Genomic DNA, 25,733 nt, shown 5'->3' with positions numbered 1-25,733 from the left:
TTTCCCCACCATGACCGCAACCCTCGACCTACCCAAAACCACTGTCGCCAAGCGCCGCCTCTCCTGGCAGTTTCTCTTTACGCTGGTGATGTTTGCGTTCATGTACATCCCAGTGCTGGTGCTGGCGTTTTTTAGCTTCAACGCATCGCCCTTTAGTGCAGGCTGGAGCGGCTTTTCGTTGCAGTGGTATCAGCGCATGTTCAACGACACGCGAATCTTGTCGGCGCTGGCGGATAGCCTGTCGGTGGCGCTGCTGGCCGTGGGCATTGCGGCCGTGCTGGGCACGCTGATGGCCGTAGGGCTGGCTCGCTACACCTTTCCCGGCAAGCAGTTGTATCAAGGCGTTTCCTACCTGCCGCTGATTATTCCCGATATTGCGATCGCCGTTGCAACGCTAGTGTTTCTAGCTTCCCTGGCAATTCCCCTTAGCTTGTGGACGGTAGTCGCTGCACACATTGTCTTTTGCCTCGCCTATATCGCGGTCGTCGTCTCGACGCGACTCACAGGCATGAATCCTCACTTAGAAGAAGCAGCGCTGGATCTGGGCGCAACGCCGTTTCAAGCATTTATCAAGGTGCTGCTGCCCCAGCTTATGCCTGCGATTATCTCCGGCTGTCTGCTGGCGTTTGTGCTAAGCATGGATGACCTGCTGATTTCCAGCTTCACCGCAGGCGGCGGCACCACAACGTTGCCAATGGAAATTTTTAGCCGCGTCCGCACCGGTGTCAAGCCCGACATTAACGCACTGAGCGTCGTGCTGATTCTGGCATCTGGAACCTTGGCCTTTGCGGCAGAGTTTATTCGCTATCGCAGTGAGCAGCAGCGGCTAGACGGGTAGCCCAAGCAGACTGTTCCGAAACGCAAAAGCCCCACGAAAAGCCCAGCCTCGATTTGCTCTTGGCTGGGCTTGGGTTTTGAAAACGTTCTAGCAAAGCAACGGCTTAGCCAAGTAGCGCCTTAGCGCGGCTCAGCACATTGTCTACCGTGAAGCCAAACTTCTCCATGCAAACACCGCCAGGAGCCGATGCGCCAAAGGTGTCAATGCCAAGAATATCCCCTTCGCTACCCGCATACTTGTGCCAGCCAAAGGTCGTCCCCGCTTCCACGACCAGGCGCTTGGTCACTGCTTTGGGCAACACCGACTCTTTGTAAGCAGCGTCCTGCGCTTCAAACAATTCGGTAGACGGCATAGAAACCACGCGAACTTTCTTGCCTTCTGCGGCCAGTTGCTCTGCGGCCTTGACACAGAGATTCACTTCCGAACCCGTGCCAATCAGAATCAGGTCGGGTGTGCCATCGCACTCGATCACCGTGTAGCCGCCTTTACCCACGCCTTCGATCGAGCTACCTGCCAGGTTCGGCAGACCTTGGCGCGACAAGGCCAGCAGCGTCGGACGGTTCTTCCGAGCGTTTTCGATCGCCACTTTGTAAGCACCAGAGGTTTCCGTGCCGTCCGCAGGGCGAATCACCGTCAGGTCAGGTATAGCCCGCAGCGAGGCGATGGTTTCCACAGGCTGGTGGGTCGGGCCGTCTTCGCCCAGGGCCACGGAATCGTGCGTCATCACCCAGATCACACCACACTCCGCCAGCGCCGACAGGCGAATTGCGCCGCGCATGTAGTCGGTGAATACTAGGAAGGTTGCGCCGTAGGGAATTAGCCCGGAACCATGCAGCGCAATGCCGTTGCAAATTGCGCCCATACCGTGTTCGCGCACGCCAAAGTGGATGTTGCGGTTTTCGTAAGCGCCTTTCTGGAAGTTGCCGCTGATCTCCAGTTCCGTCAGGTTGGAGTGGGTTAGGTCGGCGGAACCACCGATCAGTTCCGGCAGTACGGGAGCCAGCGCGTTCAGGCAGATTTCCGAGTGCTTGCGGCTGGCTAGCGCCTTATCTTCAGGCTTGTAGGTGGGCAGCACTTTGTCCCAGCCATCGGGCAGTTTGCCGCTCAACAGGCGATCAAACTCCGCCGCTTCCTGAGGATACTTGGTCTTGTATTGTGCCCAGGTTTCCTGCCACTCAGCCTCGTAGCTGGCACCGCGCTCGATGGCTTTGCGAGTGTGGGCCAGGGCTTCGTCGGGCACCACAAAGGAATCGTAGGTCCAGCCCAGATTTTCGCGAGTCAGCTTGATTTCGGCTTCGCCCAGCGCTGCACCATGAACGCCTGCGGTGTTGGCTTTGTTGGGCGAGCCATAGCCGATGGTGGTGGTGACTTTAATGAGCGTCGGCTTGTCGGTGACGGACTTGGCTTCGGCGATCGCCCTCGCAATCCCCTCCAGATCTGTGTTGCCGTCCTGCACATGCAGCACATGCCAGCCGTAGGCTTCAAAGCGCTTGGACACGTCTTCGGTAAAGGCAATGTCGGTAGAGCCGTCGATGGAAATGTGGTTGTCGTCGTAGAGTGCGATCAGCTTGCCCAGCCCCAAGTGACCCGCCAAGGAGCAGGCTTCGCCCGAAATGCCTTCCATGTTGCAGCCGTCGCCCAGGATGACGTAGGTGTAGTGATCGACCAGCGTCAGGTCGGGCTTGTTGAACTTAGCAGCAAGGTGTGCTTCGGCGATCGCCAGACCAACGGCATTCGCGATGCCCTGGCCAAGCGGCCCGGTCGTTACCTCAATACCAGGGGTCTCAAAGTTTTCGGGGTGGCCGGGCGTTTTCGACCCCCACTGACGGAAGTTCTTGATTTCGTCCAGCGTGACGCTGTCGTACCCGGTCAAGTACATTAGGGCGTACTGCAACATGCAGCCGTGCCCAGCCGACAGCACAAAGCGATCGCGGTTAAACCACTTGGGGTTTTTGGGGTTAAACCGCATGAACTGATCCCACAGCACAAACGCCATCGGCGCAGCACCCATCGGCAAACCGGGGTGTCCAGACTTTGCCTTTTCAACAGCATCGATCGCCAAAAACCGGATGGAATTAATACAGAGTTGTTCGAGGGTTAGGGTCGCAACAGCCATTGTCTTCTTTCTACTCAACGACGGGTGACAGGCGCTCACAAACACGCCAAAATAGGCAGGCAAGGCGGATAGGCAAACAGAAGAATCCTGAATCACCAAAGGCATCTCCCCCATCATCCCACTACAGGGGATCACAGGTGAAAGATTTCCTGGGCGATCGCGCTAAGCAAATATACTCAATAAAATTAGCTTAACGGTTTATGGAAAACTGGACAAGGGTTAATCACAGCTTTCTGTAAAGCCGAATACTGTATAGGCAGCTTGGCAGCTGAGAGGTTGGTTTGGCTACTTTAGGGCACTGCTTCAGAGTTTTGACTGACCGACTTCCCATCGGATGCAAGGAAAATCGCAAGAGCTCCAGACTCTAGCCCTGGTACTTGCGGAAAGCCAGTGTCACGTTGTGGCCGCCAAAGCCAAAAGAGTTGGACAGCGCCGCATCGACCGTCTGGCTGCGGCTCTCGTTTGCCACATAGTCCAGATCGCAAGCGGGGTCTGGATTCTCCAGATTAATCGTGGGAGGCACACGATCGTTGGCCACAGCCATCACGGTCGCCACCGCCTCAATGCCGCCCGACCCACCCAGCAGGTGACCCGTCATCGACTTGGTGGAACTGACGGTGAGCTTGTACGCCTGATCACCCAGCGCAGTTTTAATCGCCGCCGTCTCCGTAGAGTCGTTGGCAGGCGTGCTGGTGCCGTGGGCATTGATGTAGTGAATCTCGTCGGGACGCAAGCCTGCGTCTTTCATCGCAAGCTGCATCGCACGGGCAGCCCCTGCGCCACCGGGAACAGGCGAGGTGATGTGATACGCATCGCAGGTCATGCCATAGCCAACAATCTCGGCATAGATCCGCGCCCCCCGGCTGAGGGCATGTTCCAACTCTTCTAGAATGAGAATGCCAGCGCCCTCGCCCATCACAAATCCATCGCGATCCTTGTCGAACGGGCGGCAGGCATGGAGTGGATCATCATTGCGGGTAGATAGGGCTTTGGCCGAAGCAAAGCCCGCTACAGACAAAGGCGTGACGGCCGCCTCTGTGCCGCCGCAAATCATTGCCTGAGCAAATCCCCGCTGCAAAATGCGAAATGCATCGCCAATGGCATTTGATCCAGCCGCACAGGCCGTCACTGTGCAGTTGTTGGGCCCCTTTGCCCCCACTTGAATCGCCGTCAGCCCGGCCGCCATGTTGGCAATCATCATCGGCACAGTGAACGGGCTACAGCGATCGGGGCCGCGCGTTAGAAACACTTCCTGCTGGTCTTCCATGACCTTAAGACCGCCGATGCCTGTGCCGATTAGCGTGCCGACCTGTTCAGCATTCAGATCGTTAATGACAAAATTGGCATCGGCGAGGGCTTGCTTGCTGGCAGACACCGCAAATTGGGCAAAGCGATCCATGCGCTTCGCTTCTTTGCGATCCATATAAAGCTGTGGGTCAAAGTTTTTGACCTCGCCCGCAATGCGGCAGTCGTGGCGAGACGCATCGAACAGCGTAATCGGGCCGATGCCGTTACGACCGCTCATCAAGCCGTCCCAGTATTCCGCCAGGTTGTTGCCAATGGGCGTAATGGCACCCAGACCCGTAACCACGACGCGCTTTAATCCAGAATCCAAAGTTGTCATGACAGCAAATTCGTGGGCTTTTGCCCAAACCACAGAATAGCCGAGGCCTATAAGTAGCCAGGGCAGAGAACAGCAGGAGGTTGGAGAAGGCGTGGAAACTTGCGTCCAGTCCTACGCAGCGACCTTTTGCTTGATGTAGTCCACAGCAGCTTGAACCGTAGCGATGCCTTCGGCGGCTTCGTCAGGAATTTCGATGTCGAATTCTTCCTCTAGCGCCATCACCAGTTCAACCGTGTCTAGAGAGTCTGCGCCCAAGTCATTGGCGAAGTTAGACTCAGGGCTGACTTCACTCTCTTCGACGCTCAGTTGCTCGGATACGATCTTTTTGACCTTTGTGAGAATCTCGTCGCTCATAGCTTTTATGTTCCTACCCAACGCGGATGCAAGTTGAGAAATTCAAAGAAATTCAATCTGTTGTGCAAGTCTAGCCGAATCCAAACTTGAAACTCGGCAGAACTGGACACTGCCTGTCTCTGTCCGCAAGGCTTGCGATGTGCCGGGAACCGACGATGCGCTTGGCCCAGTGGGAAATTAGGCATTCCTTCATATTATCTGAAAGCGTGACGAGCTAAAACGGAGGGCAGAAAAACTAGAAAACTAGGGATTAGGGGTGATTGCTCCACAACGCTAGCGCTGGGGAATTGGGTAAAGACATAAAAAGAGGGGCGATCGCCCCTCCATTCACAAAGCTCGTTTTTCTCAGAATTTCGGTCGAAATTAAACCAGGTTAACCCCTAGACCGACGTAGACGATAGCGCAGCTTCTGTCGCAGGGGTAGCGCTCCGAACCGCCTCGATTGCTCTCAACGTGGCTTCTGGCGTAGCGGGCGCGGCCAACTCTACCACGGCAGCATTGCCAAAGGCGGCCACGGCAGCCCGAATCGCCTCGCGGACGGACATCGCCAGCATAAACGGCGGCTCACCCACCGCTTTGCTGCCATAGATCGTACCGTCCTGACTACCCCGCTCCAGCAGGTGAACCTGGAAATGCTCTGGAATCTCGCTAATGGTGGGGATTTTGTAAGTGCTGGGGGCAAAGGTGCGGAGGCGGCCCTGCTCATCCCACACCAGTTCTTCCATTGTCAGCCAGCCCATGCCCTGCACAAAGCCGCCTTCGATTTGCCCTTGATCCACCAGCGGGTTCAGCGATTCGCCCACGTCATGCACAATATCCACCTGGCGTAATTTGAATGTGCCCGTGAAGCCGTCTACTTCCACCTCGCTCACCGCTGAGCCATAGGCAAAGTAATAGAAGGGGCGACCCGTCGCAGTCACCGGGTCCCAATGGATCATCGGCGTGCGGTAGTAACCCGTGGCAGAGAGACTAATGCGATCGCCATAGGCCTGCTGCACCACTGCATCAAACGACACCCGCGCCGTCGGATAGGTGCGGCAATAGACCTCGTTATTTTCAAACACCATCTCTTCGGCTGCGTCGAAATCCAGCAGCTTGGCGGCGACTGGAGCCAGCCGCGACTTGAGGATTTCGCAGGCGTTTTTCACGGCTTGCCCGTTCAGGTCAGCCCCGCTCGAAGCCGCTGTGGCCGAGGTGTTGGGCACTTTGTCGGTGCTGGTGGGCATCATGCGGATGCGGTCGAGCGTCACCCCCAGCGCCCGCGTCGCCACCTGCTGCATCTTGGTGTGTAGGCCCTGCCCCATCTCCGTGCCGCCGTGGTTGAGCTGGATACTGCCGTCGGTGTAGATATGCACCAGCGCGCCCGCCTGGTTGTACTGCACCTTGTTAAAGGAAATGCCGAACTTCACCGGGGTAATCGCCAGGCCTCGCTTTTTGTAGCGGTTTTGCTGGTTAAACTCGGCCACGGCGGCGGCCCGCTCGGCGTAGCTGGCGCGTTCTTTCGCTTCATCCCAAACGCGGGCGATGCGGTTGTCTACCAGCACCTGGCCGTAGTGCGTCGTATTGCTGTCGCCCTCGCCGTGGTAAAAGTTGCGATCGCGCACCAGATCCGGCGGCAGATCCAGGTGCCGCGCCACCCGATCCACCACGTCCTCGATCACCAGCATTCCCTGCGGCCCGCCAAAGCCACGATAGGCGGTGTTCGACACGCGATTGGTCTTCACGATCAGCCCGCGCACCAGCATGTTGGGAATGTAGTAGGCGTTATCGACATGCAGCATGGCCCGCATCAGCACCGGGGGCGACAGGTCCAGGCTCCAGCCACCCTCGGCATAGAGCGCCACATCCAGCGCCAGGATCTTGCCATTGGGATCAAAACCGACCTTGTATTGCCCCAAAAAACCGTGGCGCTTGCCCGTCAGGATCATGTCGTGGTGGCGCTCCAGCTTCACGCGCACCGGGCGACCCGTCTTGTGCGCTGCGACGGCCGCCGCTGCCGCCATCGGGTTTGCCTGGGACTCCTTGCCGCCAAAGCCGCCGCCCATCCGCAGACAGGTACAAACGACGCGATTCACAGGAATCCCCAACACCCGCGCCACAATGGTTTGGGTTTCGCTAGGGTGTTGCGTTGAAGAGTAAACTTGGTAATTGCCTTCAGGATCGGGAATGACCCAGCTTGTGTGGGTCTCTAGGTAAAAGTGATCTTGCCCGTTCATCTCTAGCTCGCCCTCGACGACGTAGGCGGCGGTAGACATGGCTTGATCCACCTCCCCTCGGCGGATGAACTGCGGATCGTTGTGGTAGCTGTTGGCGGCGATCGCCCCTTTGATCGTCAGCACCGCCTCCAGAGGTTCGTATTCCGCCGTGACCTGGGCCGCTCCCCGCCGCGCTGCGTCTTCTGTCTCGCCCACTACCCAGGCGATCGCCTGCCCCCAGTAGCTCACTTCATCGATGGGAAACAGCGGCTCATCCTGACGAATCACGCCCGTATCGTTGGTTCCGGGCACATCCGCCGCCGTCAGCACTGTCACCACGCCCTCCACCTCCAGCGCGGGAGCGGTGTCGATGCTGAGAATCTTGGCGTGGGCATGGGGCGACAGCACCGGATAGATCGACAGCATGCCGCTGGGCATCCGCTGGTCGTCGGTATAGACTGCCTTGCCGCTGACGTGGCCTTCGGCGCTTTCGTGGCTCTTGCGTTGACCGACCATGCTCATAGTTCCACCCCTGCTGCTGCTGCAAACTCGACAAAGAACTTCTCAAACAAATTGGCCACCAGCATCTTGCGATATTCGGCGCTGCCCCGCAGATCGGTTAACGGCGTAAAGGCGCTGTATAGCGCGGTTTTGGCTTGCTGCACCGTCGCCGCGTTCCAGGGCTGGCCGATGAGGGACTCCTCAACGGCGATCGCCCGTGCCGGAGTTGCTGCCACGCCGCCATAGCCCAGCCGCGCATGAACCACCCGCTTTTCGCTGTCTAGATCCACCACGTAGGCCGCCGCCACAATGCTGATGTCGTCCGTGCCGCGCTTGCCGATTTTGTAAGACTGGGTGAGGCGCTGCGTTGCGCCTGGCGTGATGCTCTTGGGAATCTTCACGGCGGCGATGACTTCACCGGGTTGCAAATCGGTCTGGCGGTAGCCCTTGAAGAACTGGGAGAGCGGCAACCAGCGATCGCCCGCCAGACTCACCAGCTTTAGCTCCGCATCCAGCGCCAGCAGCACGGGTGGCAAATCGCCAATCGGGGAAGCTGTGCCGATGTTGCCGCCCAGCGTTGCCCGGTTCCGCACCTGTCGCGCCGCAAACCAGTGAATCATCTCATCCATGCAGGGAAACACGCCGTGGAGATGGCTTTCGATGTGGCTGAGGGGAATCGCCGCGCCGATTTCTACAAACTCGTCGTTTTGCACCAGCGTCTTCAGTTCTGCCACCGCTTCTAGGGAAATCAGCACCGGAAACTCGCGCCGCTGAAGCTCCAGCCCCAGGTCGGTTGCGCCCGCCACCAGCGTCGCATCGGGATGGTCGCGCAGCAGTTCCAGCACCTCCTGAAGCCGCGTCGGGCGATAGAACTGACCCTGCCCCGTGTAGCTGTAGGGCAGCAGGTCGGCTTCGGCTTCCGTCAAATGCTCGCTGAAAGGGTCGCAGGGCGTTTCGGCAGCAGCAGCCTGGGCCGCCCGGCGAATCGGCAGATAGCCCGTGCAGCGACAGAGATTGCCCTCCACCGCCACATCATCCAGCTTGCCGTCGTAGTAGGCGGCGAACATACTCATGATGAACCCGGGCGTGCAGTAGCCGCACTGGGAGCCACCCAGCTTCACCATCGCGTCTTGAACAGGATGCAGCTTGCCGTTGGCCACGCCTTCCACCGTGATCACTTCGCGCCCTACCACCGAACCCAGCGGAATCAGGCAACTGTTTACCGCTTGGTAATGGGGCTTGCCATCTACGCCCGCGCCGACCACGGCCACGGTGCAGGCTCCGCAGTCCCCATCGCCACAGCCTTCCTTGGTGCCCACCCGCCCAGTCAGCCGGAGAAAATCCAGCAGCGTGGTGGTGAGGGGAACGTCTTTGATACGAACGCGATCGCCATTGATAGTAATCGCCAGTTGGGTTTCAAGTTGCTGTGTCACAGGATCGACAGGAGTAGAGTCTGAGGGATAGCGTTTGGTGGATAGATGACCCCGAATCTCGCTCAAGGGCGAAAGATTAGGGTGATTTTATGACGAGAAATTGGGCGATCGCCCAAAGCTTCCAAAATTTTGCAGAATGCGCCCTTCAAAGATTTGCTAAAAAGCTACTGAGTACTCCAGTCAAGGCTTTGCGCTGAATAATGTAAAACCATCTAGCCCAGAACTAACGCAAATCCAGCAGCAGGATTGTACAACCCGATACATCCCCCGGTTCTACCGCCTGTTCCACCGTCCTTTCCCTACCACGAGGTGTTTAGGGCAAAGGCTTCGTCCCTCTCCTTCCAGAAGTTGGGTTTTCCTCTATCGGCAGATAGAGTATCCGCGATCCCGCAACGCAGTATGCTTTCCTTTGCTGGAAACTAGAACTAGAAGCGAGAAGCAGTCGAAACCGGAACTGATCAACTGAATCAATTGATCAATCAACTGATCAATCAACTGAAATGATTAACTGAATCAATCGTTAAGATTCAGATCCTCAAAACAACTGGTTTGCTACCCCCATTTCCCTGCGCTTTATCCACTCAATCCCCAAACTCATGTTTAATCTGCAAACCGAGCAGCCCGTCCATGCCAGCTTGGTTGTTGAACATACCGTGCCGCGTGGCAAAGGAATTGCCTTTCGCCGATGGCACGCCAAACTCACCCGCACGGCCTGGCGTTTCAAGGGCTATATCCGCACCGACCTGCTGCCGCCTGTCAAAGGCAAAAGCCAGCTCAAGTGGTATTCCATCGTTCACTTTGACTCGCCAGAGAATCTTAACGCCTGGCTGAAGTCGGAAGACCGGGAAGCCGTGATCAATGCCGAAGACCACCCCGTCGAGTCCTACCAGTTTAAGTCGTTTACTACCGGGCTAGAGGGCTGGTTTTCGCCCAAGATCGGCGGTGAGCAACTGGGGTTGGGGCCGCCCGCCTGGAAGCAAAACCTAGCAGTCGTGCTGGGGCTATACCCGACGCTAATGATTCAGTCGGTGCTGCTGGGCGCATTGGGAATTATGAAAAACCTGCCCCACCCCAGCGCCATGCTGCTCGACAATTTCATTTCCTGTTCCATCCTGACCTGGCTGGTGATGCCGTGGGTCACACGCACGCTGTCCTTTTGGCTGCAACCCGCTGCCCAGCCGCTACCCCAAAAACTCAACGCGCTGGGAACGATTGCGGTAATCGGGGTGCTGGGTGGGCTGCTGATGCTGTTTAGCGAGTTGCGGATATGACCCGAAAACGCTTCATCATCGAAATGGGCATGGGGATTGACCAGCATGGACAAGACCCGACGGTTGCCGCAGCGCGGGCCGTGCGAAATGCGATCGCCCACAATGCCCTTCCCGGCATCTGGGAAGTCGCGGGTCTCAACCACCCCGATGAAATGCTCGTCGAAGTGCAGATCGGCGTGCCCTATCCAGATCAAGTGCGGCAGGCAGAAGTGCTGGCAGTTCTTCCCTTTGGACAAAAACGCCTGATCTTGGAATCCGGCGGCATGGTGGTTCAAGGACGAGCCATTCCAGAACTCGACGACAAAAACGACGAAATGCTAATTGCCGTGGCCGCCGTCACCGTTTGGGTGTAATCCCTAAAAACGCAGCCTAAGAGAGCCAGGTTCGGGCTGACCGGCTTTGCCTCATCCCCAAACCCTAAAGCGTCGTCGCCTCAAACGTATTGCACTGATTCACGTCGCCCGTCTTGATTCCTTGGGTAAACCAGCGGACGCGCTGTGCTGAGGTGCCGTGGGTGAAGGAATCGGGAACCGCGTAGCCCTGGGCTTGCTTCTGGAGGCGATCGTCACCAATGGCAGCAGCGGCATTGAGTGCTTCTTCCACATCGCCCTTCTCCAAAATCTGCTGAGCCTGGTGGGTTCGATTTGCCCACACGCCTGCGAAGCAATCCGCCTGAAGCTCCAGCCGAACCGAAAGCTGATTAGCTTGGGTTTTGCTGACACGGCGCTGTGCAGACTGCACCTGGTCGGAAATCCCCAGCAGGTTTTGTACATGGTGCCCGACTTCATGGGCGATCACATAGGCGTAGGCAAAATCGCCCCCCGCCCCCAGCCGACGCTGCATGTCGTTATAAAAGCTCATGTCCAAGTAGACTTTTTGATCCAGCGGGCAGTAGAAGGGGCCCATTGAGGCTTGTGCCGTACCGCAGCCCGAATTCACCACGCCTGAAAACAGCACCAGCTTTGGCTCAACATACTTTGAGCCTTTTTCGCGGAAGATCTGCGACCAGGTATCTTCGGTGTAGCCCAAAACCGTCGAAACGAAGGCGGCTGCTTTGTCGTCTTGCGGGGGAGTGGGGGCGACCTGGGCTGGGCCCTCGTACACAGGAGACTGGTTCAGCACCATTGACGGATCGCCCCCCAGCAGCGCCACCAGCAGAGCCAACAGCAAAGCTCCCAGCCCACCGCCAACCACGCCGCGAGAGGGTCTCATTCCACGCCGATCTTCAATATTGGTGCTTCGCCGACCAAACTCCCAGCGCATAGTGGGTCTCCTGCTCTCCAGTTCGTCTTTAAAAAGTGATGTCTTATGTAGTTCTACTTAGGGTAGCATCCAGGGCTAGGATTGTCTGGTTTGCCACGGTACAAGAGTGGCGAAATCTTTATCCGAAATGTTTTGCCATTTTATTCGCTCTTTTGCCAGATTGTTCGGCTTTAGGCAGGGTCAGAGCAATCGCCCCCAGCATCAACCAGCCCCAGCCCAAAGATCGGCGCGGGATCCAGTCCAGTAATGTGGTGAAACTGCTGGGGCGTGAGGGTGCTGAGTAGTGGCTCTGTCTCTCGTTGAGCTTCCCACTGGCGGAGGCGATCGCGCACTTGGCTGATAAATGGCAGTCCTTTGGGCAGGGGCACAGCAGCCCAGCAATCCACCAGCGTTTCCACTAGCGCCAGTTCGATCAGCGGCGGCGGATAGCGGCGAAACAAAGCGTCTAGGCAAGTATAAACGTCTTGCGTCTCTTCGCTATCGAGCGCGTAGAGCTTGATGATGTGTTTCACACGCTGCTGGTTGACCTGTTCCAGAAGTTGTTCCAAAGGTTGCATGGGGGATGGATTCAATGGGCGAGGGTAGCAAATCAGCACGAAGGGGCAAAGAACCGGGGCACGGCATTTTCAGCGAGGTTCAGATTCAGAGAGATTCAGAGAGGCTTCGATGCAGCCCCCAACCTGAAAGTAGGCAGATCTGGAGAGTTCTAGCGCGTTTTGGGGCAGTTGGCACAGTTTCTTGGCAACTTCTTTTTAGATGTTCATGAAATAAAACAGTTGGCGCAGCGGGCGGACGGAAGTTGTCGTAGAATTGGGGCGTTTGACGCATTCTCCACGGTCTCTTTCACGGGTTTTGTTATGCCACATTCTGCACTGCGATCGCCCCTTGCTCGTGTGTCTGCCCTGGTGCTGACGACGGCGGGATTACTTGTCCTGGCGTTGCCCACATCATCCGCGCTGGCCAGCTATCGCTATCGTCGCGTCAGAACGTCCGACTATGACGAATGTACTGCGGACTTGATCGGTCGAGGGGCAGCGGAGGCAGTTGCAGCGACGGCCTGCGCCAGCGCGTTTCACCCGCGAGAAGTGTCGCGCTGCGTGGCAGGCATTGGCGGCGGCGAGACGCTAGTGGTCAGCGATGTGCTAGAGGCTTGCCGCAGCGTGCGTCGTCCCGAAGACCTGGCGCAATGTTTCAACCAAATTGTGGGGGATGATGAGACAGCCAACCTGTCGAGCGTGCTGAGCCACTGTCGCCGCAGCCTGCTGCCCAACGAGTTTGCTAACTGCGTAGTGGGCATCAAAAACGGCAGCACCCTGACCACCGACCGGGCCCTGGCCACCTGCATCGACGCAGTAGACACGCCGGGGCGTGTGGTGCAGTGAGCCATTGGATGGAGGGCGGATAGATGGCTACTGGCCCACCGCCGGATGAGGCGGACGGGAAGGGTTTGCACAGCGATTCCCCAGCGGCAGACCGTTTAGCCGCAGACCCGACTAGCGGGGCGATCGCCCCGCCACACATCACGTCTGAACCCGCCTTTCACCATATTCCCGTGCTGGGCGCGGAGGTGCTGACGGGGCTGGCGGTCAAACCTGGCGGGCGCTATCTGGACGCAACAGTCGGCGGCGGCGGCCACAGTCGGCTGATCCTTGAAGCAGCGCCCGACACACAGATTGTGGCCTTGGATCAAGACGAGCAGGCGATCGCCGCGATTCGGGCTAACTTGGCAGAGTTTGGCGATCGCGTCTCGGTTTGCCATACCAACTTTTCGGCTTACGATCCGGGCGCGATCAGATTCGACGGCATCCTGGCAGATCTGGGCGTGAGTTCGGTGCAGTTCGACCAGGGCGATCGCGGCTTTAGCTTTCGCCACACGGCCCCCCTCGATATGCGGATGAACCGCCAGCAGTCCCTGACCGCCGCCGACATCATCAACACCTGGGATGAAGTTGATCTAGCCAACCTGTTTTATCGCTACGGCGAGGAGCGGCTGTCGCGCCGGATTGCCCGCCGTATTGTGGAACAGCGCCCGTTTGAGACGACGACAGAACTGGCAGAGGCGATCGCCCGCAGCGTTCCCCCCGCCTATCGACACGGGCGCATTCACCCCGCCACTCGCGTCTTCCAGTCCCTCCGCATCGCCGTTAATGACGAACTCAACGTATTAGAAACATTTCTAAACATCGCACCAGACTGGCTTGCGCCGAATGGTAGGTTGGTCATCATCAGCTTCCACAGCTTGGAAGATCGACTCGTAAAACACGCCCTCCGAGCCGTACCCGCCCTGCGCGTCGTCACCAAAAAGCCCGTCCAGCCTGCGGAGGCAGAGCTATCCGCCAACCCCCGGGCCCGCTCAGCCAAACTGAGGGTTGCAGAGCGAATTGCAGAAGCAACGCCAGCATTGCCGCCAAAACTCAACCGCTAAAACACCTAGAAAGCAGCTTTTAGAGACGCAAGCCCCACAACCTTGAATTTAGGTGGCACAATAGCTAACTGGCCAGCCTAATTGCAGGCGAGGCTATTTGGTTTGGTATTTCGAGATACCGACCCAACTCGGAAAATGCCACTATACCTGAATCGTCGTAAAAACGGTTCATCCCTCAAGCTCAAAAACGGTTGTGTAGCAGGCATTGCGCGAGCAGTGAAAAGATGACGAGTTTTAGACTGCAACCTTTAGACTGCAACGTTTGCACGAGTTGGTTTTAGTTCCTCTAGAGATTTTGATTATGAAGCGACTCAAGTTCTTGTTCACGGCCTTTTTGACGGCCCTGTTGACGATTACACTGGTGACTGCCTGTAACTCCAGCGCCCCCACAGCGGGCGGCGACGCTGGCAGAACATTGACTATGGCCACCTCTGCCGACTATCCCCCCTACGAGTTTATCGACACGTCGAGCGGCAGCCAGGAAATCGTTGGCTTTGATGTCGATATCGCCAAATACATCACCGGCAAGTTGGGTTATGGCCTCAAGATTGACAACATTGACTTCAATGCGCTGATTCCAACTCTGCAATCTAAGCGGGCTGATTTTGTGATGGCGGGTATGACCCCGACGGAAGAGCGGAAGCAAAACGTCGATTTTTCCCAGATTTATTACGAAGCCAAGAATGCGATCGTGTCGAAATCTGGCTCAGGTCTGACGAGTGCTGCAAGTCTGAGCGGCAAGACCTTAGGCGTGCAGTTGGGTTCGATTCAAGAGCAAGCCGCCAAGGAGTTTCAGGGCGCAAACGTCAAGGCGTTGAACCGAATCAATGAGATGATTCAGGAGCTAAAGGCCGGACGGATTGATGCCATTTTGATGGAAGACACGGTTGCCAAGGGCTACATGGCCGCCAACCCCGACCTGGAAATGAATGTCTTACCCAACGAGGGAGAAGCAGGTTCGGCGATCGCCTTCCCCAAAGGCTCTGAACTGCTCGGCCAGTTTGACCCCATCATTTCCGAAATGAAGTCCAACGGCGAGTTAGAGAAGCTAATCGTTAAGTGGTTTGGTAGCGACACACCCGCTTCCTAGTCACCTGGCAACCCCATCATGGCGACCCCAATCAGGGCAAAGAAATAGCCGTCGCTGGATTCAGACGCTGAACTCCAGCTTGGACACTTGTATCGGCTAAACTCATGGGCTGAACTCAAAAGAGTCAGGGAGAATCAAGTCTCTCTGTCTCTTTTGGTATCGATTCTCGATTTTGGGTCTGCGATTTTTGGATTTTCAAAGTAGGTGATTAGTCAAACGTCTACTGGGCTTCCAGCAAATTCATTTGTAGCGCTACCCAGACGAATGAACACCACAATCTCATCGTCCGCTTTAGCATTCTACGTTCAAAAAAAGTTCAACAAAAAACAAAAAAGGGCGTTCCAGCAGAACGCCCCTGTACCTATCAACCTGCGATGAACGCAGCCTTTAGAAGGTCATTTCAGCAGCTTGGACGCGCTCGACCTGCTTCTTCTTCAGCACCAGCAGAATTTGAGTCAGCGTAATTGCTGCCAAGAATGCAATCAGACCTTTAATGCGGTTCGGGCTTTGCAGCACGATTTCGGTGTCCTTTTGACCAAAACCGCCGACGTTGGGGTTATTGGTCAGTGCAGCTCCACTGGCGACTTCTTCGCCTTCAGAAACGATTAGCTCTGGGCCCGCAGGGATTTTGTCCACCACGGTCGTACCATCTTCGGTGCGGATCTTGACCTCAGCGCTACCGTCGTCTGCTTTGGCGATCGCCGTAATCACGCCCGCCGCCGAGGCATTGTAAACGGCATTGTTGCTCTTTTCACCCGTGGGATAGACCTGTCCGCGACCCCGGTTTGCGCCCAAGTGAACCGAGTATTTGCCAAAGGCAACGCTCTTATTCGTAGTGGGGTCAGGCGACAGCACCGGGAAAACGATTTCCTCGTACTGGTCACCCGGTAGCGGCCCCACCAGCACGATATTTTGCTTATCCTCGGCGTAGGGCTGGAACAGGTAGCTGGGGCCAACCTCGTCTTTCATCTCTTCAGGAATCCGGTCTTCCGGCGCAATGGTGAAGCCCTCCGGAAGGATTAGCACAGCCCCCACGTTCAGCGGGCCCTTAGACCCATCGGCCTGCACCTGCTGCACAGAATGATCGTAGGGAATTTTCACCACGGCCTTAAACACAGAGTCCGGAAGCACCGCCTGAGGCACCTCGATCTCGGCAGGCTTGGCGGCCAGGTGACAGTTGGCGCAGACGATGCGACCCGTGGCTTCGCGAGGATTGGCGTAGTTTTGCTGTGCCCAGAAGGGATAGGCAGCAGCGGACTGAGGCAGCAGGGCATCGCTCGACACCAGCACCGCTAGCGTTAGCACCGCCACCATCAGCCCTCGAATCAGAGCGGTCACGCTCCAACGACGAGAGGAAAATGAGCAAACCTTGAAGTTCATTTTTAGAGTGCGTGTTCGGTTTAGAAAAAGGCTCGGCAGAAATGGGCGATCGCCCAACGTTAAACCCAAAAATGGGGCAGGTCAGAATCAGACAAAGGCAGACCCTTAAGACCACCAAGGGGCATCGCCCGTGCGGAAGTCGGTTTCTGTCCAGGGGGTCATGGCAATCTTGCCGTCTTCAGTAATGTCGGTATGCACCAGCGCCAGCGAGAGCGGAGCCGGCCCACGCACCACCTTGCCCGTTGCATCGTATTGAGAACCGTGGCAGGGGCAAATAAATTTATTTTCGCTGGCATTCCAGGGAACGACGCAGCCCAGGTGAGTGCAAACGGCGTTGATGCCGTAGCTGGCGATCGCCCCAGCATCTTCTACCACCAAATAGGTCGGGTCGCCCTTTAGCCCTTGCGCCAGCACGCGCTCACCCACCGCATGGGTCGCCAAAAAATCTTTCAACACCACATCGTTGCCCAGGGCATCTTTGGCTATCACGCCGCCGCCTGCGCCGCCACTGGAGGGGGGAATAAAGTACCGCACGACGGGATACAACATGCCCAGCACCGTGCCCGTGGCTGCCCCAAAAGTAAGAAGATTCATAAACTGCCGCCGGCCCAAATCGGGCACATCAGGCGTTCCAGAAGCTTGAGTCATGATTATGAACGGTGAGTTTAGAGAAGTAACGTTGGGTAAAACCCTGTCCGGTGCAAGGCCTCCATCCTTGGCAGCAGTCCTTGTTCGGCAATGGTTTACAGTTTTCTATGAAGTATTCTATAGCGCTGACCGCACCAGAAACCGCAGATAGCCCCTCTGAACAGCGGTATCGTAACGAAACGTAAAACTTCAGATCTCCTAAAATAAATCGAGCAGCCCAACCTGATAGCCTAACCCGACAGCCCAGCCTGATCTGACCCCTGAATTCTTAAACCCTAATCCCCTAGCCCCTATGACTGGCGAGGAACTGCATCAGCTATTACTGACCAAATGGAGCCGCTCCTTTGATGTGCAGCTACGGAAGGTGCAGGGAAAGGTGTTGTTTCAGGTGATGTGGAAGTACCTGGAGCAGGTGTCGTTTCCCATGACGGAGGACGAGTACCTGGAGCATCTCGATGAAGTGGCGAATTACCTCACGGCACTGGGCAGCGCCGAACGAGTCCAGCAATTCATCGAGCAGACGACCGAAAAGCCTCGTCTGGGGAAGGCTGTAAGCTATCCGATTGATTTGGGCGATCGCGCTTCGGAGTGGATGATTTAGTCGCAGCAAGCAGCCAAACCGCCTTATCGACCCAGCAGCTTCACCATACCAGTGCCCCCAAAGTAGAGACTCAGCACGGCTCCGGCCAGCAAACTCTGCGTCACCGGATCGGTAGAAGGCGTGAGGACTGCACCCAACACCGCACCGCCCAGCACCACATAGCGCCAGCCCGACAGCATTTGTTTGGATGTGACCAGCCCCAAGATTCCCAACAAAACCTGAATCACCGGAATCTGAAACGCCAGCCCCGTGCTGAACAGCAGCAGCAGCACAAACTCGAAATAGCGGTCGATTGACCAGAGTTGCTCTACGACATCCGCGCCGTAGTGAATAAAAAAGTTCAGCGCTGCCGGAATCAGCGCCACATAGGCAAACACCAGCCCGCCAACGAATAGGAAACTGGAACCAAGCACAATGGGACCAATGATGCGTCGCTCTTTGCGAGTCAGCCCCGGCAGCACGAATTGAATAATCTGGTACAGCACAAACGGGCTGGCAACCAGCAAGCCGCTGTAGCCTGCGACTTTCAGCGACACGAAGAAATATTCCCCTGGCGAAAGCTGAAGAAACTTCACCCCCTGCGCGGGCACTTCCAAAAGCTGCACGATGGGATTGACAAAGAAGAAGCAGATGATGACACCCACCACGATCGCGATGAGGGCGTAGAAAATCCGCATCCGCAGTTCTTCCAAATGGTCGAACAGGGACATTTCTACATCCAGATCGGCAACGTCATCCGTCTGCACATCCACAGCGGGCGATCGCCTAGGGGCGGCAGCAGCGTTCAGTCCGTTCTGGGTAGCGAGGTCAGTTTCCGTCGGGGCAGTCATGGGCAAGCTTTGCGGCAACGGGATAGAGCAATCGTGTAGCCAATAGTCGTGTAGTCAATACTAGCCTAGCGCCTGTTTAAGCTCCGTTGCGGAATTGGCTATTGGGAAATTTCTCAGAACGATGTTCTACGGTTTTCTACAAGGGTTCTGAAAGGGTTCTATAGATTCTGTAGACGATGAGTCGGGAGCAAGAAGAGAGGAGTCAATCGGTCGGGCGGATGCTTTAAAGAATATTTATCGTTCGTATGGGTAGCTCAGTCGCAGACGATGCCTCAGCCAGGAAATTGACCCGCGAGGTTCCCCCAAAATCGCATCTTTCCAGTCTTTTTTATACCAGCCCAATCCCCGACTGGTTGAAAGCACGCACTTTTCGCTGAGGAGCGATCGCCCGCTCCTTGCAACAGCCTCCAGGGTTCTACGCAAACCTATCCCCCACAAATTGGGTTGAAAGCATTTCTCAGTCAGCGAATCCGTTGATTCATGGAAAATAGGCAAGCGCGGTTTTTGAGGATCTTGTGGAATATGCGATCGCCCAGGGGCAAAAACATAGTTTCCGTAAAAGAACCGAGTGATGTGATGACTTATACCTGATTTTGAGTCACACTGAATCCAGGTTCACTGACTGGTCACAACAACAGAACGGCAACGGGGCCGGCAAGCGCGAAGATCAAAAGCGCCTGCTGGTCCCGTTCCGCTTTGATTGTGTTCGATCGTGATTGTGGATTGTGAGCGTGAATTGTGATTGTGATTGTGGATTGTGAGCGTGAATTGTGAACGTGGGTTGCAATCTTGAATTGTGATTTGCGTTGCAGGGATAGGGATGGCTCACCATCAAAACGCCGACCCAGGTTATTCAGCCGCTTCGTCTGGGGCTGAGTCGTGCGATGCGACCAGCTCCTCCACCGCTTCGTCAGTCGGTTCGACGCTGCTATCTGCCTGTTCAGGGGCGATCGCGCTGGCCGCCGACTGCTGAAGCTTTTGGGCACGAGCCTCGGCCTCGGCCATCACCGCCGCCATGTTTTCCAGCATTTCACCCGGATAGTTTTCTAGCGGCTTGGTAGACAGCGAAATGCGCCGCTTGACTTCATCCACCTCGTTCACCAGCGCCCGGATAGGCTGCCCTAGCTGAAACAGGTCGCCAAGGGACGAAATGTAATTCTTGCTGATCTGATTAATGTGGAGCAGCCCCGTCGCGCCGTCAAAATCCACAAACACGCCAAAAGGCTTGATACCCGACACCTTACCGCTGATCAGTTGACCCTCCACAATCTGGCTAAAGCTGGCGGCTTGAGCGGCGAGTCGCTGCGATAGCACCAGTTTCTTGGTGGTGGGATTCACCTCGATAAAGGCCACCGTCATAGACTTGCCAATCAGAGACTCCAGGTTCTCTCGCTCGCTCAGGTGCGATCGCGGAATAAAGCCCCGCAGCCCCATCGCATCCACCGTCACGCCGCCTTTGTTAAACCCGTTGACTCGCACCTGGATCGTCTTGTTTTCCGCCTGCATTTCGGCGAACTGGCTCCAGATCTGGCGCAGTTCAAGCTGGCGCAGTGATAACGTCACCTGGCCATCAGCATCCTGCTCCCGCACAATGAGAAACTCGCGCTCCTCTTGCAGCGGCAGCACTTCCGACACATTGCTGATGCGCCGCAAAGATGCTTCTTCTAACGGCAAAAATGCAGCGGACTTGCCGCCGATATCGACGTAGGCTCCATCCGATTCATAGCTGTATGCCTTGCCCCGCACGATTTGTCCCTTCTGAAACGCATAGTCGTGCTGTTCTAGGGCTTTGGCAAAGTCATCACTGGAAAACGACAAACGACTGACCTCCTCAAGCAGGTATCTAGAGAACCCGCCGCTCTTGGGCTGCCCTGAGCGTAGATTGGCTCAGGTCTGGCGGATTTTGAAGTAGGCAATTGGCTTCAATTGAGCTTTTTTAATATAAGCGATTCTTTGGTTAATCAGCATCGTTAGCCAGGGGTGAAACGGCTGGGCGACGGGTCTGGGCTGCTACCGAGGCAGAACATTTCCAGAAATAGGCGGGAAATGCACCAGTGCGCTTGTAGAGTCATTAATGGGGCAAGCTATTTGTAGGCTGATTGTAGGCTGAAATTGCAGGTCGAACCGTGCCAGCTTAAGCCTCTCCCGGCTCAGACTTGCCCAGCCTGCCTCGCGCAGATGCCCTGTTCATTCACTGGAGCTAAGACCCACGGTAAGGGGAGCGGTCTATTTATGATTGTTTGTCCGAATTGCAACCATCAAAATCCCGATGGCGCAGTGCAGTGTGAAGCCTGCTACACGCCGCTGCCTACGATGATGAACTGTCCCAACTGTGGGGCTTCGGTTCAGTCCGATGCCAGCTTTTGTGGACAGTGTGGGTTTAACCTGCGGGCGGCGGCGGCAGAAGGGCCAGAGGTGTCCACGCCAACGGTCGCGCCCGACTTTGCAATTCCCGATTTGCCAGCGGTAGAACCCTTGGTTCCACCCGATCCATTGCCAATTACGCCGCCGATTGCAGCAACACCGGACTCGTCTGCAACTTCGGGCGTTTCGCCCATTTCTGAACTTCCGCCACCGCCGCCACCACCTGCCACGCCACCCGTTGCGCCGCCATCGCCTGTCACGCCGCCCGTCGCAGTGCCGCCAGTAGCTAGTCCGACCGCTTCCTTGGGGCCGACCCAACTCCAGACGCAGCGGGCCAGCTTGCTGCATGTGCAGACCAATCAGGTTGTAGAGCTACCCCAAGCGCTACCTGTCGTTCACATTGGCAAGCCCAACGACCGAATTCCGCCGGATATTGACGTGTCCGGTTTTCCCAGTTCAGAAATTGTGTCGCGGGTTCACGCTGATATCCGAGTAGAGGGCGATGCGTATTACCTGGAAGATGTGGGCAGTTCTAATGGAACCTATGTAAACAATATGCCACTGCCAATGGGCAATCGTCATCGCCTGCGGCCGGGCGATCGCATTTCGCTGGGTAAGGGCGATCGCATGACGTTTCTGTTCCAGCTTTCCTAAGCGGGCAATGACTTTGCTCAGGGTTCAGCGCTGGACCTGACGCTGAATCGAAGGCAAGGCTAATGCAACTCCTGGAGCAATTGCCGGAGCCGCTGCTTCAGGCTATCCTGCGTTTGCTCCTGGGCGGTGATAGTGTCTTGGAGGCGATCGCGCTCGTCTTCTAGGTGGCTCATTTTGGCTGCCAGCTTCTCGCGCAGGTCATTTTCGCTGCCGCTGTTTTTCAGGGGCTGCAACTTCTTGGCAATGCTCTCCTGCTCTTCAGAGAGGCGATCGCGCTTTTTGGCAAGCTTCTGGATTTCCTGCTGCATTTGGGCGATCTGCTGATGCAGGTCTAAAATGCCTCGCAACTCCTGAAACAGGCTGGCGTTGATAAATTTGTTGTGCAGGTACGCCTGGAGGGTCTGGTAATCGAGGTTAAGGATTTGTTCGTGGCGAGAAATTTTCTGGCGCTGCTGCACGCAAAATTCGCTCTGCTGCCGAGGGGCGATCGCCAGCTTCCAGCGCTGAAACTCAGCCGTCTGCTCCATTGGCTCCGCTGTGTCAAATAGCTCGTAGCCGCTGAGAATGCGCTGCTCAATCACCAAAACAACGGGATAGGTGTTGCGGTTGTCGATGCAGTAGACGGTCTGGCGGGTTTCCCACTGGTCATGAACGAGGTAGTCGCCTTTTCCAAGGGCGATCGCCGCCGTTTCCAGACGTGACTCGTCTTCCCGCGAAATCTGCACGCCCAAATCCACGGCATAGGGCACAAAAAACTCGCCCTCCGCAGGCGTAAAGTTCAGCACCGCCTCCCCCACGTAGTTCTCTGCCTCCAGTACCGTTGCCGGGCCGCGCTCCAAGGTCAGCCCAGTCGTGTTGGTTGCAACGATGGTCACCACTGGATGGTCTGGCAATTTTTCAGCGTTGAACCAGTGCTGTTTGCGGCTGGCCAGCGTTGCGCCCAAAATCGGCACCATTGCGCTCTGGCCCCGCTTGATCGTGACCGGAATGCCCACGTCGTACTGAAACAACTCGCCCCGCGCTACGCCCGTTGCCTGAACCTGAGTTGCCTGGGCCAGGTCGCGGCGGGCAGATTTGAACCGACTGCTGCCCATGCCTGGAGCCGCTAGCTCTTCGTCCAAAGCAGACTCGTAGTAGCGGTTGGCAACGTCAGAGAGTAATTCGCGCGACTCTAATTTCAAATTCTCGTATCGGCGACCTTCTTCAAAGCTGACGGGGCCCGCCACCGTTCGCGCTTCGTCTTCGACAGTGGGGCGATCGACCAAGCGGGGCGTGTAGAGGTCGTAGATAAAGCTGATGGGCTGTCCGGCGATCAGCGTCAGGGAGACATCTTCCAGATCTTCATCGAGCTGGTTGTCCACAATGCCCCAGCCCTGGATGAATAACTGCCCACTGTCGCTATTATCGGCAACATCACTACCCTCGGCAGGTGCATTGGGCGTATAGACGAGGCGATAGCTGACGCGCCAGGTAGGGCTGGGAGCAACATAGCTAACCAGCAGGTCTTGATTGGGGCGATCGAGAAAAATGGTGACGCTGCGCTGTTCCTCACGAGATTGGCTCAAGTCCAGCACATAGCGCAGATCATCGCCGCTGCGAGCGTCCAAAATATCTAGACCCCGCACCTGAGACAGCAAAAACGTCCGCAGGCTAGGCGTGCTGTCGGCTTCGCTGCCCGTGGTCATGATGGCGACTAGAGTTTGCTCTGGCTTTTTGGCAATTTGGTTTAGCCCCACCATGCAGCCGCTGACCACAAACTCGGAGCCAGATGCACTGATGATCCGCTCTTGCGCCCCGTCGGTTTCGCTGCCAGCGATATGGAGCCGCACCTGACAACCCCGCAGCGATCGCACTAGATCTAGCCAGGCCTGGCGATCGCTCAACACCAGCGGCGCTTTGCTCAGCGCGTCTTGCTTCTCTTCCGGCGTTTCGTAGGACACGTTCACCACCTGCCCATCGCCCTGCGGGAAGGCCGCCAAGCTTTTGAGGATATCGTTCATTTCCTCTTTTTTGAACGTCAAGGTGACGGAGGACTCTGGCCCCAAAGCCCCCAGGCGCTCAAAGAAACCGACCCCGTGCTTGTACAGCACCATGCGCTTTACCGGTAAGTTGGGCATGACAGACGTTTTCCTCCAGCATCAACAATGACCGAAATGACCGATCTATCAAGAACGCAGAAGAACACAGGACAGACCGGAAATCACCTCAAATACCTCGGTAGCTTCACACAGAACCTCAAAACATTGGCACTTCCTAGAGTTCCCAGCCTATTCTAGATTGAGGCAGTCTTGTCCAGATTTGCCCCCTACGCGAGAGCCAAGTTGACCAGACTTGGCCATAAAGTTTGCATTTGCTCTAAAGAAAGCGATATAGGATTGCAGCGTAGGATTTAGGATGAGTGGATGATGGATGCCAGCCGTTGTTTCACCCTACAGCCAGCAGCCCGTCGGATCAGTCACAATACTTGATCAGCCCCAAGATTCAGTTTCAAACTTCAGTCATAAAATTTCAGTCATAAAATTTCAGCCATAAAATTCAGTCACCCTGCCATTAGGCATCTCTTCCTGAAAATTTGCCACTCTGTTCTTTCGCCTTAGGTTTTGCGTCACGAGTGTGATTACCCTATCCCTTCTGCATCCGGTCAAGCAGATTCCAGCCCAGGTTTGGAAGTTTGAAAATGAGTCGGTGATTCGCATTGGGCGAGCGACCGATAACAACGTGATTCTCTACAGCGCTGTCGTGTCTCGCCATCATGTAGAGCTGCGTCGGGTTGGCGCAAATTGGGAAATTGTCAACTTGGGCACAAACGGCACCTACCTGGACGGCAAGCGAATTACGCAAGTTCCACTGACGGATGGTGCAGTGATTCGGCTGGCTCGCTCTGGGCCCAATATCAAGATTCGCTTGGGTAGTGAGAACAGTGATGATCCGCCCACGACGGGGCTGGTGAGCGATCGCACGGTTGGGCAACCTGCCTCTGATTTGCCCCAAGCCCCAACCGAAATCACCCGAGGTCGGCAGGACGGCGATCCGGACTCTCCCGATGCGGCGACTAAAATTCATCGCTCCCCTGCTCCTGGCGGGGTAATTCCAGTACCGCCCCATTTGCAGTTGCCCGATCCGCCGACTTGAGTGGGAGGCGTTGCCTCTAGTTGCCTTCTAGTACGTCCCTATCTCTCCTGGGATTTCGGGTGTTGCGAACTGCTGACTGAGCCACTGGCTGAACTGGCGAGTTTTTGAGCGGGCTACACCCAGTACCCCAGAGTTATACCTGGAATGATGCCTGGAGTCGCGCAGCAGGCAATCCAAGGGGGCAAGCGCTAGAGTTGAGTCATGGTTCTGCAAGACTCCTCTTTCAAGCCCTGCTATGACGAATCGCTGGAACAAAGACAATCCGTTTGATGACCCGCAACTGTGGGATGCTTCCAAGTCCAAGGCTGACCGGGTAGGGCTGACGTGGCTGGTTGCAGCGGCGATCGCCACCAGTCTGCTCTGGCAATTGCCCATCGGGAATTACATCCTGTATCCCTTCAGCATTTTGGCGACCTGGTTTCATGAAATGGGGCACGGACTCATGGCCATGCTGCTGGGCGGCAACTTTCAGCAGTTGCAGATGTTTCCCAATGGCTCTGGCTTTGCGGTTCACAGCGGCAGCTTGTTTCTGGGGCCCATAGGTCGGGCGCTGGTGGCGGCGGCCGGGCCGATGGGGCCGCCGATTGCTGGGGCGCTATTTATCCTGTCCTCGCGCAGCCGCCAGATGGCCCGCTATGCGCTGCTGTTTTTGGGGGCAATGCTGATTGGGTCGGCGCTCATCTGGGTGCGATCGCTCTTTGGGCTGGTGGCCGTGCCGCTGCTGGGGGCGGCAGTGTTGGCGATCGCCCTCTCCGGCTATCCCTGGCTCCAGGTCTTCGCGATCCAATTTCTGGGTGTGCAGGCGTGCGTCAGCACCTATCACCAGATGGATTATTTGTTCACCCGCCAAGCCAATATCGGCGGGCAAGTCCTCCTGTCGGACTCTGGGCAAATCGCTCAAAACCTGCTGTTGCCCTACTGGTTTTGGGGCGGGCTAATGGCGATCGCCTCGCTGCTGCTGCTGGTCAAGAGCCTCCAAATGGCTTATCGCAATTAAGGGATAGGACTTACGCA

General features: G+C 56.5%; 22 protein-coding genes. 10 read left to right on the top strand and 12 right to left on the bottom strand.

All coding sequences use genetic code 11. The annotated features are described in order from the left end of the window. Window positions 1–10: 10 nt before the first annotated feature. A complete protein-coding gene (locus IGS16_RS21555) occupies window positions 11–838 on the top strand; it encodes an ABC transporter permease (RefSeq protein ID WP_297089036.1) in 828 nt (275 codons plus the stop codon). 103 nt (window positions 839–941) lie between these two features. Here the strand turns inward: IGS16_RS21555 and tkt are convergent, their stop codons facing one another. From tkt to xdhA, 5 genes are all read right to left on the bottom strand, one after another. Continuing rightward, window positions 942–2,954 (bottom strand): transketolase, encoded by a 2,013-nt coding sequence (tkt, locus tag IGS16_RS21550; RefSeq protein WP_297089034.1) that lies wholly within the window; start codon window positions 2,952–2,954, stop codon window positions 942–944. A gap of 364 nt (window positions 2,955–3,318) precedes the next feature. Continuing rightward, complete coding sequence (gene fabF, locus IGS16_RS21545) at window positions 3,319–4,578, bottom strand: beta-ketoacyl-ACP synthase II (RefSeq protein ID WP_297089032.1); 1,260 nt, start codon at window positions 4,576–4,578, stop codon at window positions 3,319–3,321. A gap of 111 nt (window positions 4,579–4,689) precedes the next feature. Next, complete coding sequence (acpP, locus tag IGS16_RS21540; RefSeq protein WP_297089030.1) at window positions 4,690–4,932, bottom strand: acyl carrier protein; 243 nt, start codon at window positions 4,930–4,932, stop codon at window positions 4,690–4,692. Between the two features lie 380 nt (window positions 4,933–5,312). Continuing rightward, window positions 5,313–7,649, bottom strand: a complete 2,337-nt coding sequence (xdhB, locus tag IGS16_RS21535) for a xanthine dehydrogenase molybdopterin binding subunit (protein WP_367185849.1) — start codon at window positions 7,647–7,649, stop codon at window positions 5,313–5,315. After that, window positions 7,646–9,061 (bottom strand): xanthine dehydrogenase small subunit, encoded by a 1,416-nt coding sequence (gene xdhA, locus IGS16_RS21530; RefSeq protein WP_297089026.1) that lies wholly within the window; start codon window positions 9,059–9,061, stop codon window positions 7,646–7,648. Before xdhA ends, xdhB begins: the two co-directional genes overlap by 4 nt. A gap of 596 nt (window positions 9,062–9,657) precedes the next feature. Between xdhA and IGS16_RS21525 the strand changes: the two genes are divergently transcribed. Then, window positions 9,658–10,332 carry a hypothetical protein gene (locus IGS16_RS21525; RefSeq protein WP_297089024.1) on the top strand — a complete coding sequence of 225 codons (675 nt, stop codon included), beginning with the start codon at window positions 9,658–9,660 and terminating at the stop codon, window positions 10,330–10,332. After that, window positions 10,329–10,685: a Lin0512 family protein gene (locus IGS16_RS21520; protein ID WP_068512693.1), complete on the top strand. Its 357-nt coding sequence runs from the start codon at window positions 10,329–10,331 to the stop codon at window positions 10,683–10,685. The genes IGS16_RS21525 and IGS16_RS21520 overlap by 4 nt, the downstream gene beginning before the upstream one ends. Window positions 10,686–10,749: 64 nt before the next feature. On the opposite strand, the gene IGS16_RS21515 is transcribed toward IGS16_RS21520, so the two are convergent. Both IGS16_RS21515 and IGS16_RS21510 read right to left on the bottom strand, forming a co-directional pair. Then, complete coding sequence (locus IGS16_RS21515; protein WP_068512692.1) at window positions 10,750–11,595, bottom strand: neutral zinc metallopeptidase; 846 nt, start codon at window positions 11,593–11,595, stop codon at window positions 10,750–10,752. A 170-nt stretch (window positions 11,596–11,765) separates the two neighbouring features. After that, window positions 11,766–12,152 carry a hypothetical protein gene (locus tag IGS16_RS21510; RefSeq protein WP_297089021.1) on the bottom strand — a complete coding sequence of 129 codons (387 nt, stop codon included), beginning with the start codon at window positions 12,150–12,152 and terminating at the stop codon, window positions 11,766–11,768. 300 nt (window positions 12,153–12,452) lie between these two features. On the opposite strand from IGS16_RS21510, the gene IGS16_RS21505 reads away from it, so the two are divergent. The 3 genes from IGS16_RS21505 to IGS16_RS21495 all read left to right on the top strand — a co-directional run bounded on the left by IGS16_RS21505 (window position 12,453) and on the right by IGS16_RS21495 (window position 15,110). Continuing rightward, on the top strand, window positions 12,453–12,977 hold the full coding sequence (locus IGS16_RS21505; protein ID WP_297089019.1) for a hypothetical protein: 525 nt from the start codon (window positions 12,453–12,455) through the stop codon (window positions 12,975–12,977). A gap of 23 nt (window positions 12,978–13,000) precedes the next feature. Further along, window positions 13,001–14,020, top strand: a complete 1,020-nt coding sequence (rsmH, locus tag IGS16_RS21500) for a 16S rRNA (cytosine(1402)-N(4))-methyltransferase RsmH (RefSeq protein WP_367185848.1) — start codon at window positions 13,001–13,003, stop codon at window positions 14,018–14,020. A 301-nt stretch (window positions 14,021–14,321) separates the two neighbouring features. After that, window positions 14,322–15,110, top strand: coding sequence for a transporter substrate-binding domain-containing protein (locus IGS16_RS21495; RefSeq protein ID WP_297089017.1), 789 nt, complete (start codon window positions 14,322–14,324; stop codon window positions 15,108–15,110). Between the two features lie 387 nt (window positions 15,111–15,497). Here the strand turns inward: IGS16_RS21495 and petA are convergent, their stop codons facing one another. Continuing rightward, a complete protein-coding gene (gene petA, locus IGS16_RS21490; protein ID WP_367185847.1) occupies window positions 15,498–16,490 on the bottom strand; it encodes a cytochrome f in 993 nt (330 codons plus the stop codon). A gap of 105 nt (window positions 16,491–16,595) precedes the next feature. Then, the gene (gene petC, locus IGS16_RS21485) at window positions 16,596–17,138 is read right to left on the bottom strand and encodes a cytochrome b6-f complex iron-sulfur subunit (protein ID WP_068512683.1); all 543 of its coding nucleotides are present in this window, start codon (window positions 17,136–17,138) and stop codon (window positions 16,596–16,598) included. Between the two features lie 292 nt (window positions 17,139–17,430). Between petC and IGS16_RS21480 the strand changes: the two genes are divergently transcribed. Further along, window positions 17,431–17,739 carry a DUF3067 family protein gene (locus tag IGS16_RS21480; RefSeq protein ID WP_068512681.1) on the top strand — a complete coding sequence of 103 codons (309 nt, stop codon included), beginning with the start codon at window positions 17,431–17,433 and terminating at the stop codon, window positions 17,737–17,739. A 23-nt stretch (window positions 17,740–17,762) separates the two neighbouring features. Here the strand turns inward: IGS16_RS21480 and tatC are convergent, their stop codons facing one another. Together tatC and IGS16_RS21470 are read right to left on the bottom strand one after the other, a co-directional pair. Next, window positions 17,763–18,569 carry a twin-arginine translocase subunit TatC gene (gene tatC / locus IGS16_RS21475; protein WP_297089012.1) on the bottom strand — a complete coding sequence of 269 codons (807 nt, stop codon included), beginning with the start codon at window positions 18,567–18,569 and terminating at the stop codon, window positions 17,763–17,765. A gap of 849 nt (window positions 18,570–19,418) precedes the next feature. After that, entirely contained in the window at window positions 19,419–20,387 is a 969-nt protein-coding gene (locus tag IGS16_RS21470; protein WP_297089010.1) for a S1 RNA-binding domain-containing protein, read from the bottom strand. 414 nt (window positions 20,388–20,801) lie between these two features. Between IGS16_RS21470 and IGS16_RS21465 the strand changes: the two genes are divergently transcribed. Beyond that, window positions 20,802–21,587 (top strand): FHA domain-containing protein, encoded by a 786-nt coding sequence (locus IGS16_RS21465; RefSeq protein WP_297089008.1) that lies wholly within the window; start codon window positions 20,802–20,804, stop codon window positions 21,585–21,587. Between the two features lie 59 nt (window positions 21,588–21,646). Here the strand turns inward: IGS16_RS21465 and IGS16_RS21460 are convergent, their stop codons facing one another. Beyond that, window positions 21,647–23,704: a hypothetical protein gene (locus IGS16_RS21460; RefSeq protein ID WP_297089006.1), complete on the bottom strand. Its 2,058-nt coding sequence runs from the start codon at window positions 23,702–23,704 to the stop codon at window positions 21,647–21,649. A 496-nt stretch (window positions 23,705–24,200) separates the two neighbouring features. Here IGS16_RS21460 and IGS16_RS21455 point away from each other — a divergent pair, with 496 nt between their 5' ends. Further along, complete coding sequence (locus tag IGS16_RS21455; RefSeq protein WP_297089004.1) at window positions 24,201–24,719, top strand: FHA domain-containing protein; 519 nt, start codon at window positions 24,201–24,203, stop codon at window positions 24,717–24,719. 235 nt (window positions 24,720–24,954) lie between these two features. After that, window positions 24,955–25,716 (top strand): M50 family metallopeptidase, encoded by a 762-nt coding sequence (locus IGS16_RS21450; protein WP_297089002.1) that lies wholly within the window; start codon window positions 24,955–24,957, stop codon window positions 25,714–25,716. Window positions 25,717–25,733 lie beyond the last annotated feature (17 nt).

It is taken from the genome of Thermoleptolyngbya sp. C42_A2020_037 (assembly GCF_015272455.1).
Classification (GTDB): Bacteria; Cyanobacteriota; Cyanobacteriia; order Elainellales; family Elainellaceae; genus Thermoleptolyngbya.
Note: the sequence above shows the minus strand (reverse complement) of the source record. Positions and strands in the feature narration are given on the sequence as shown.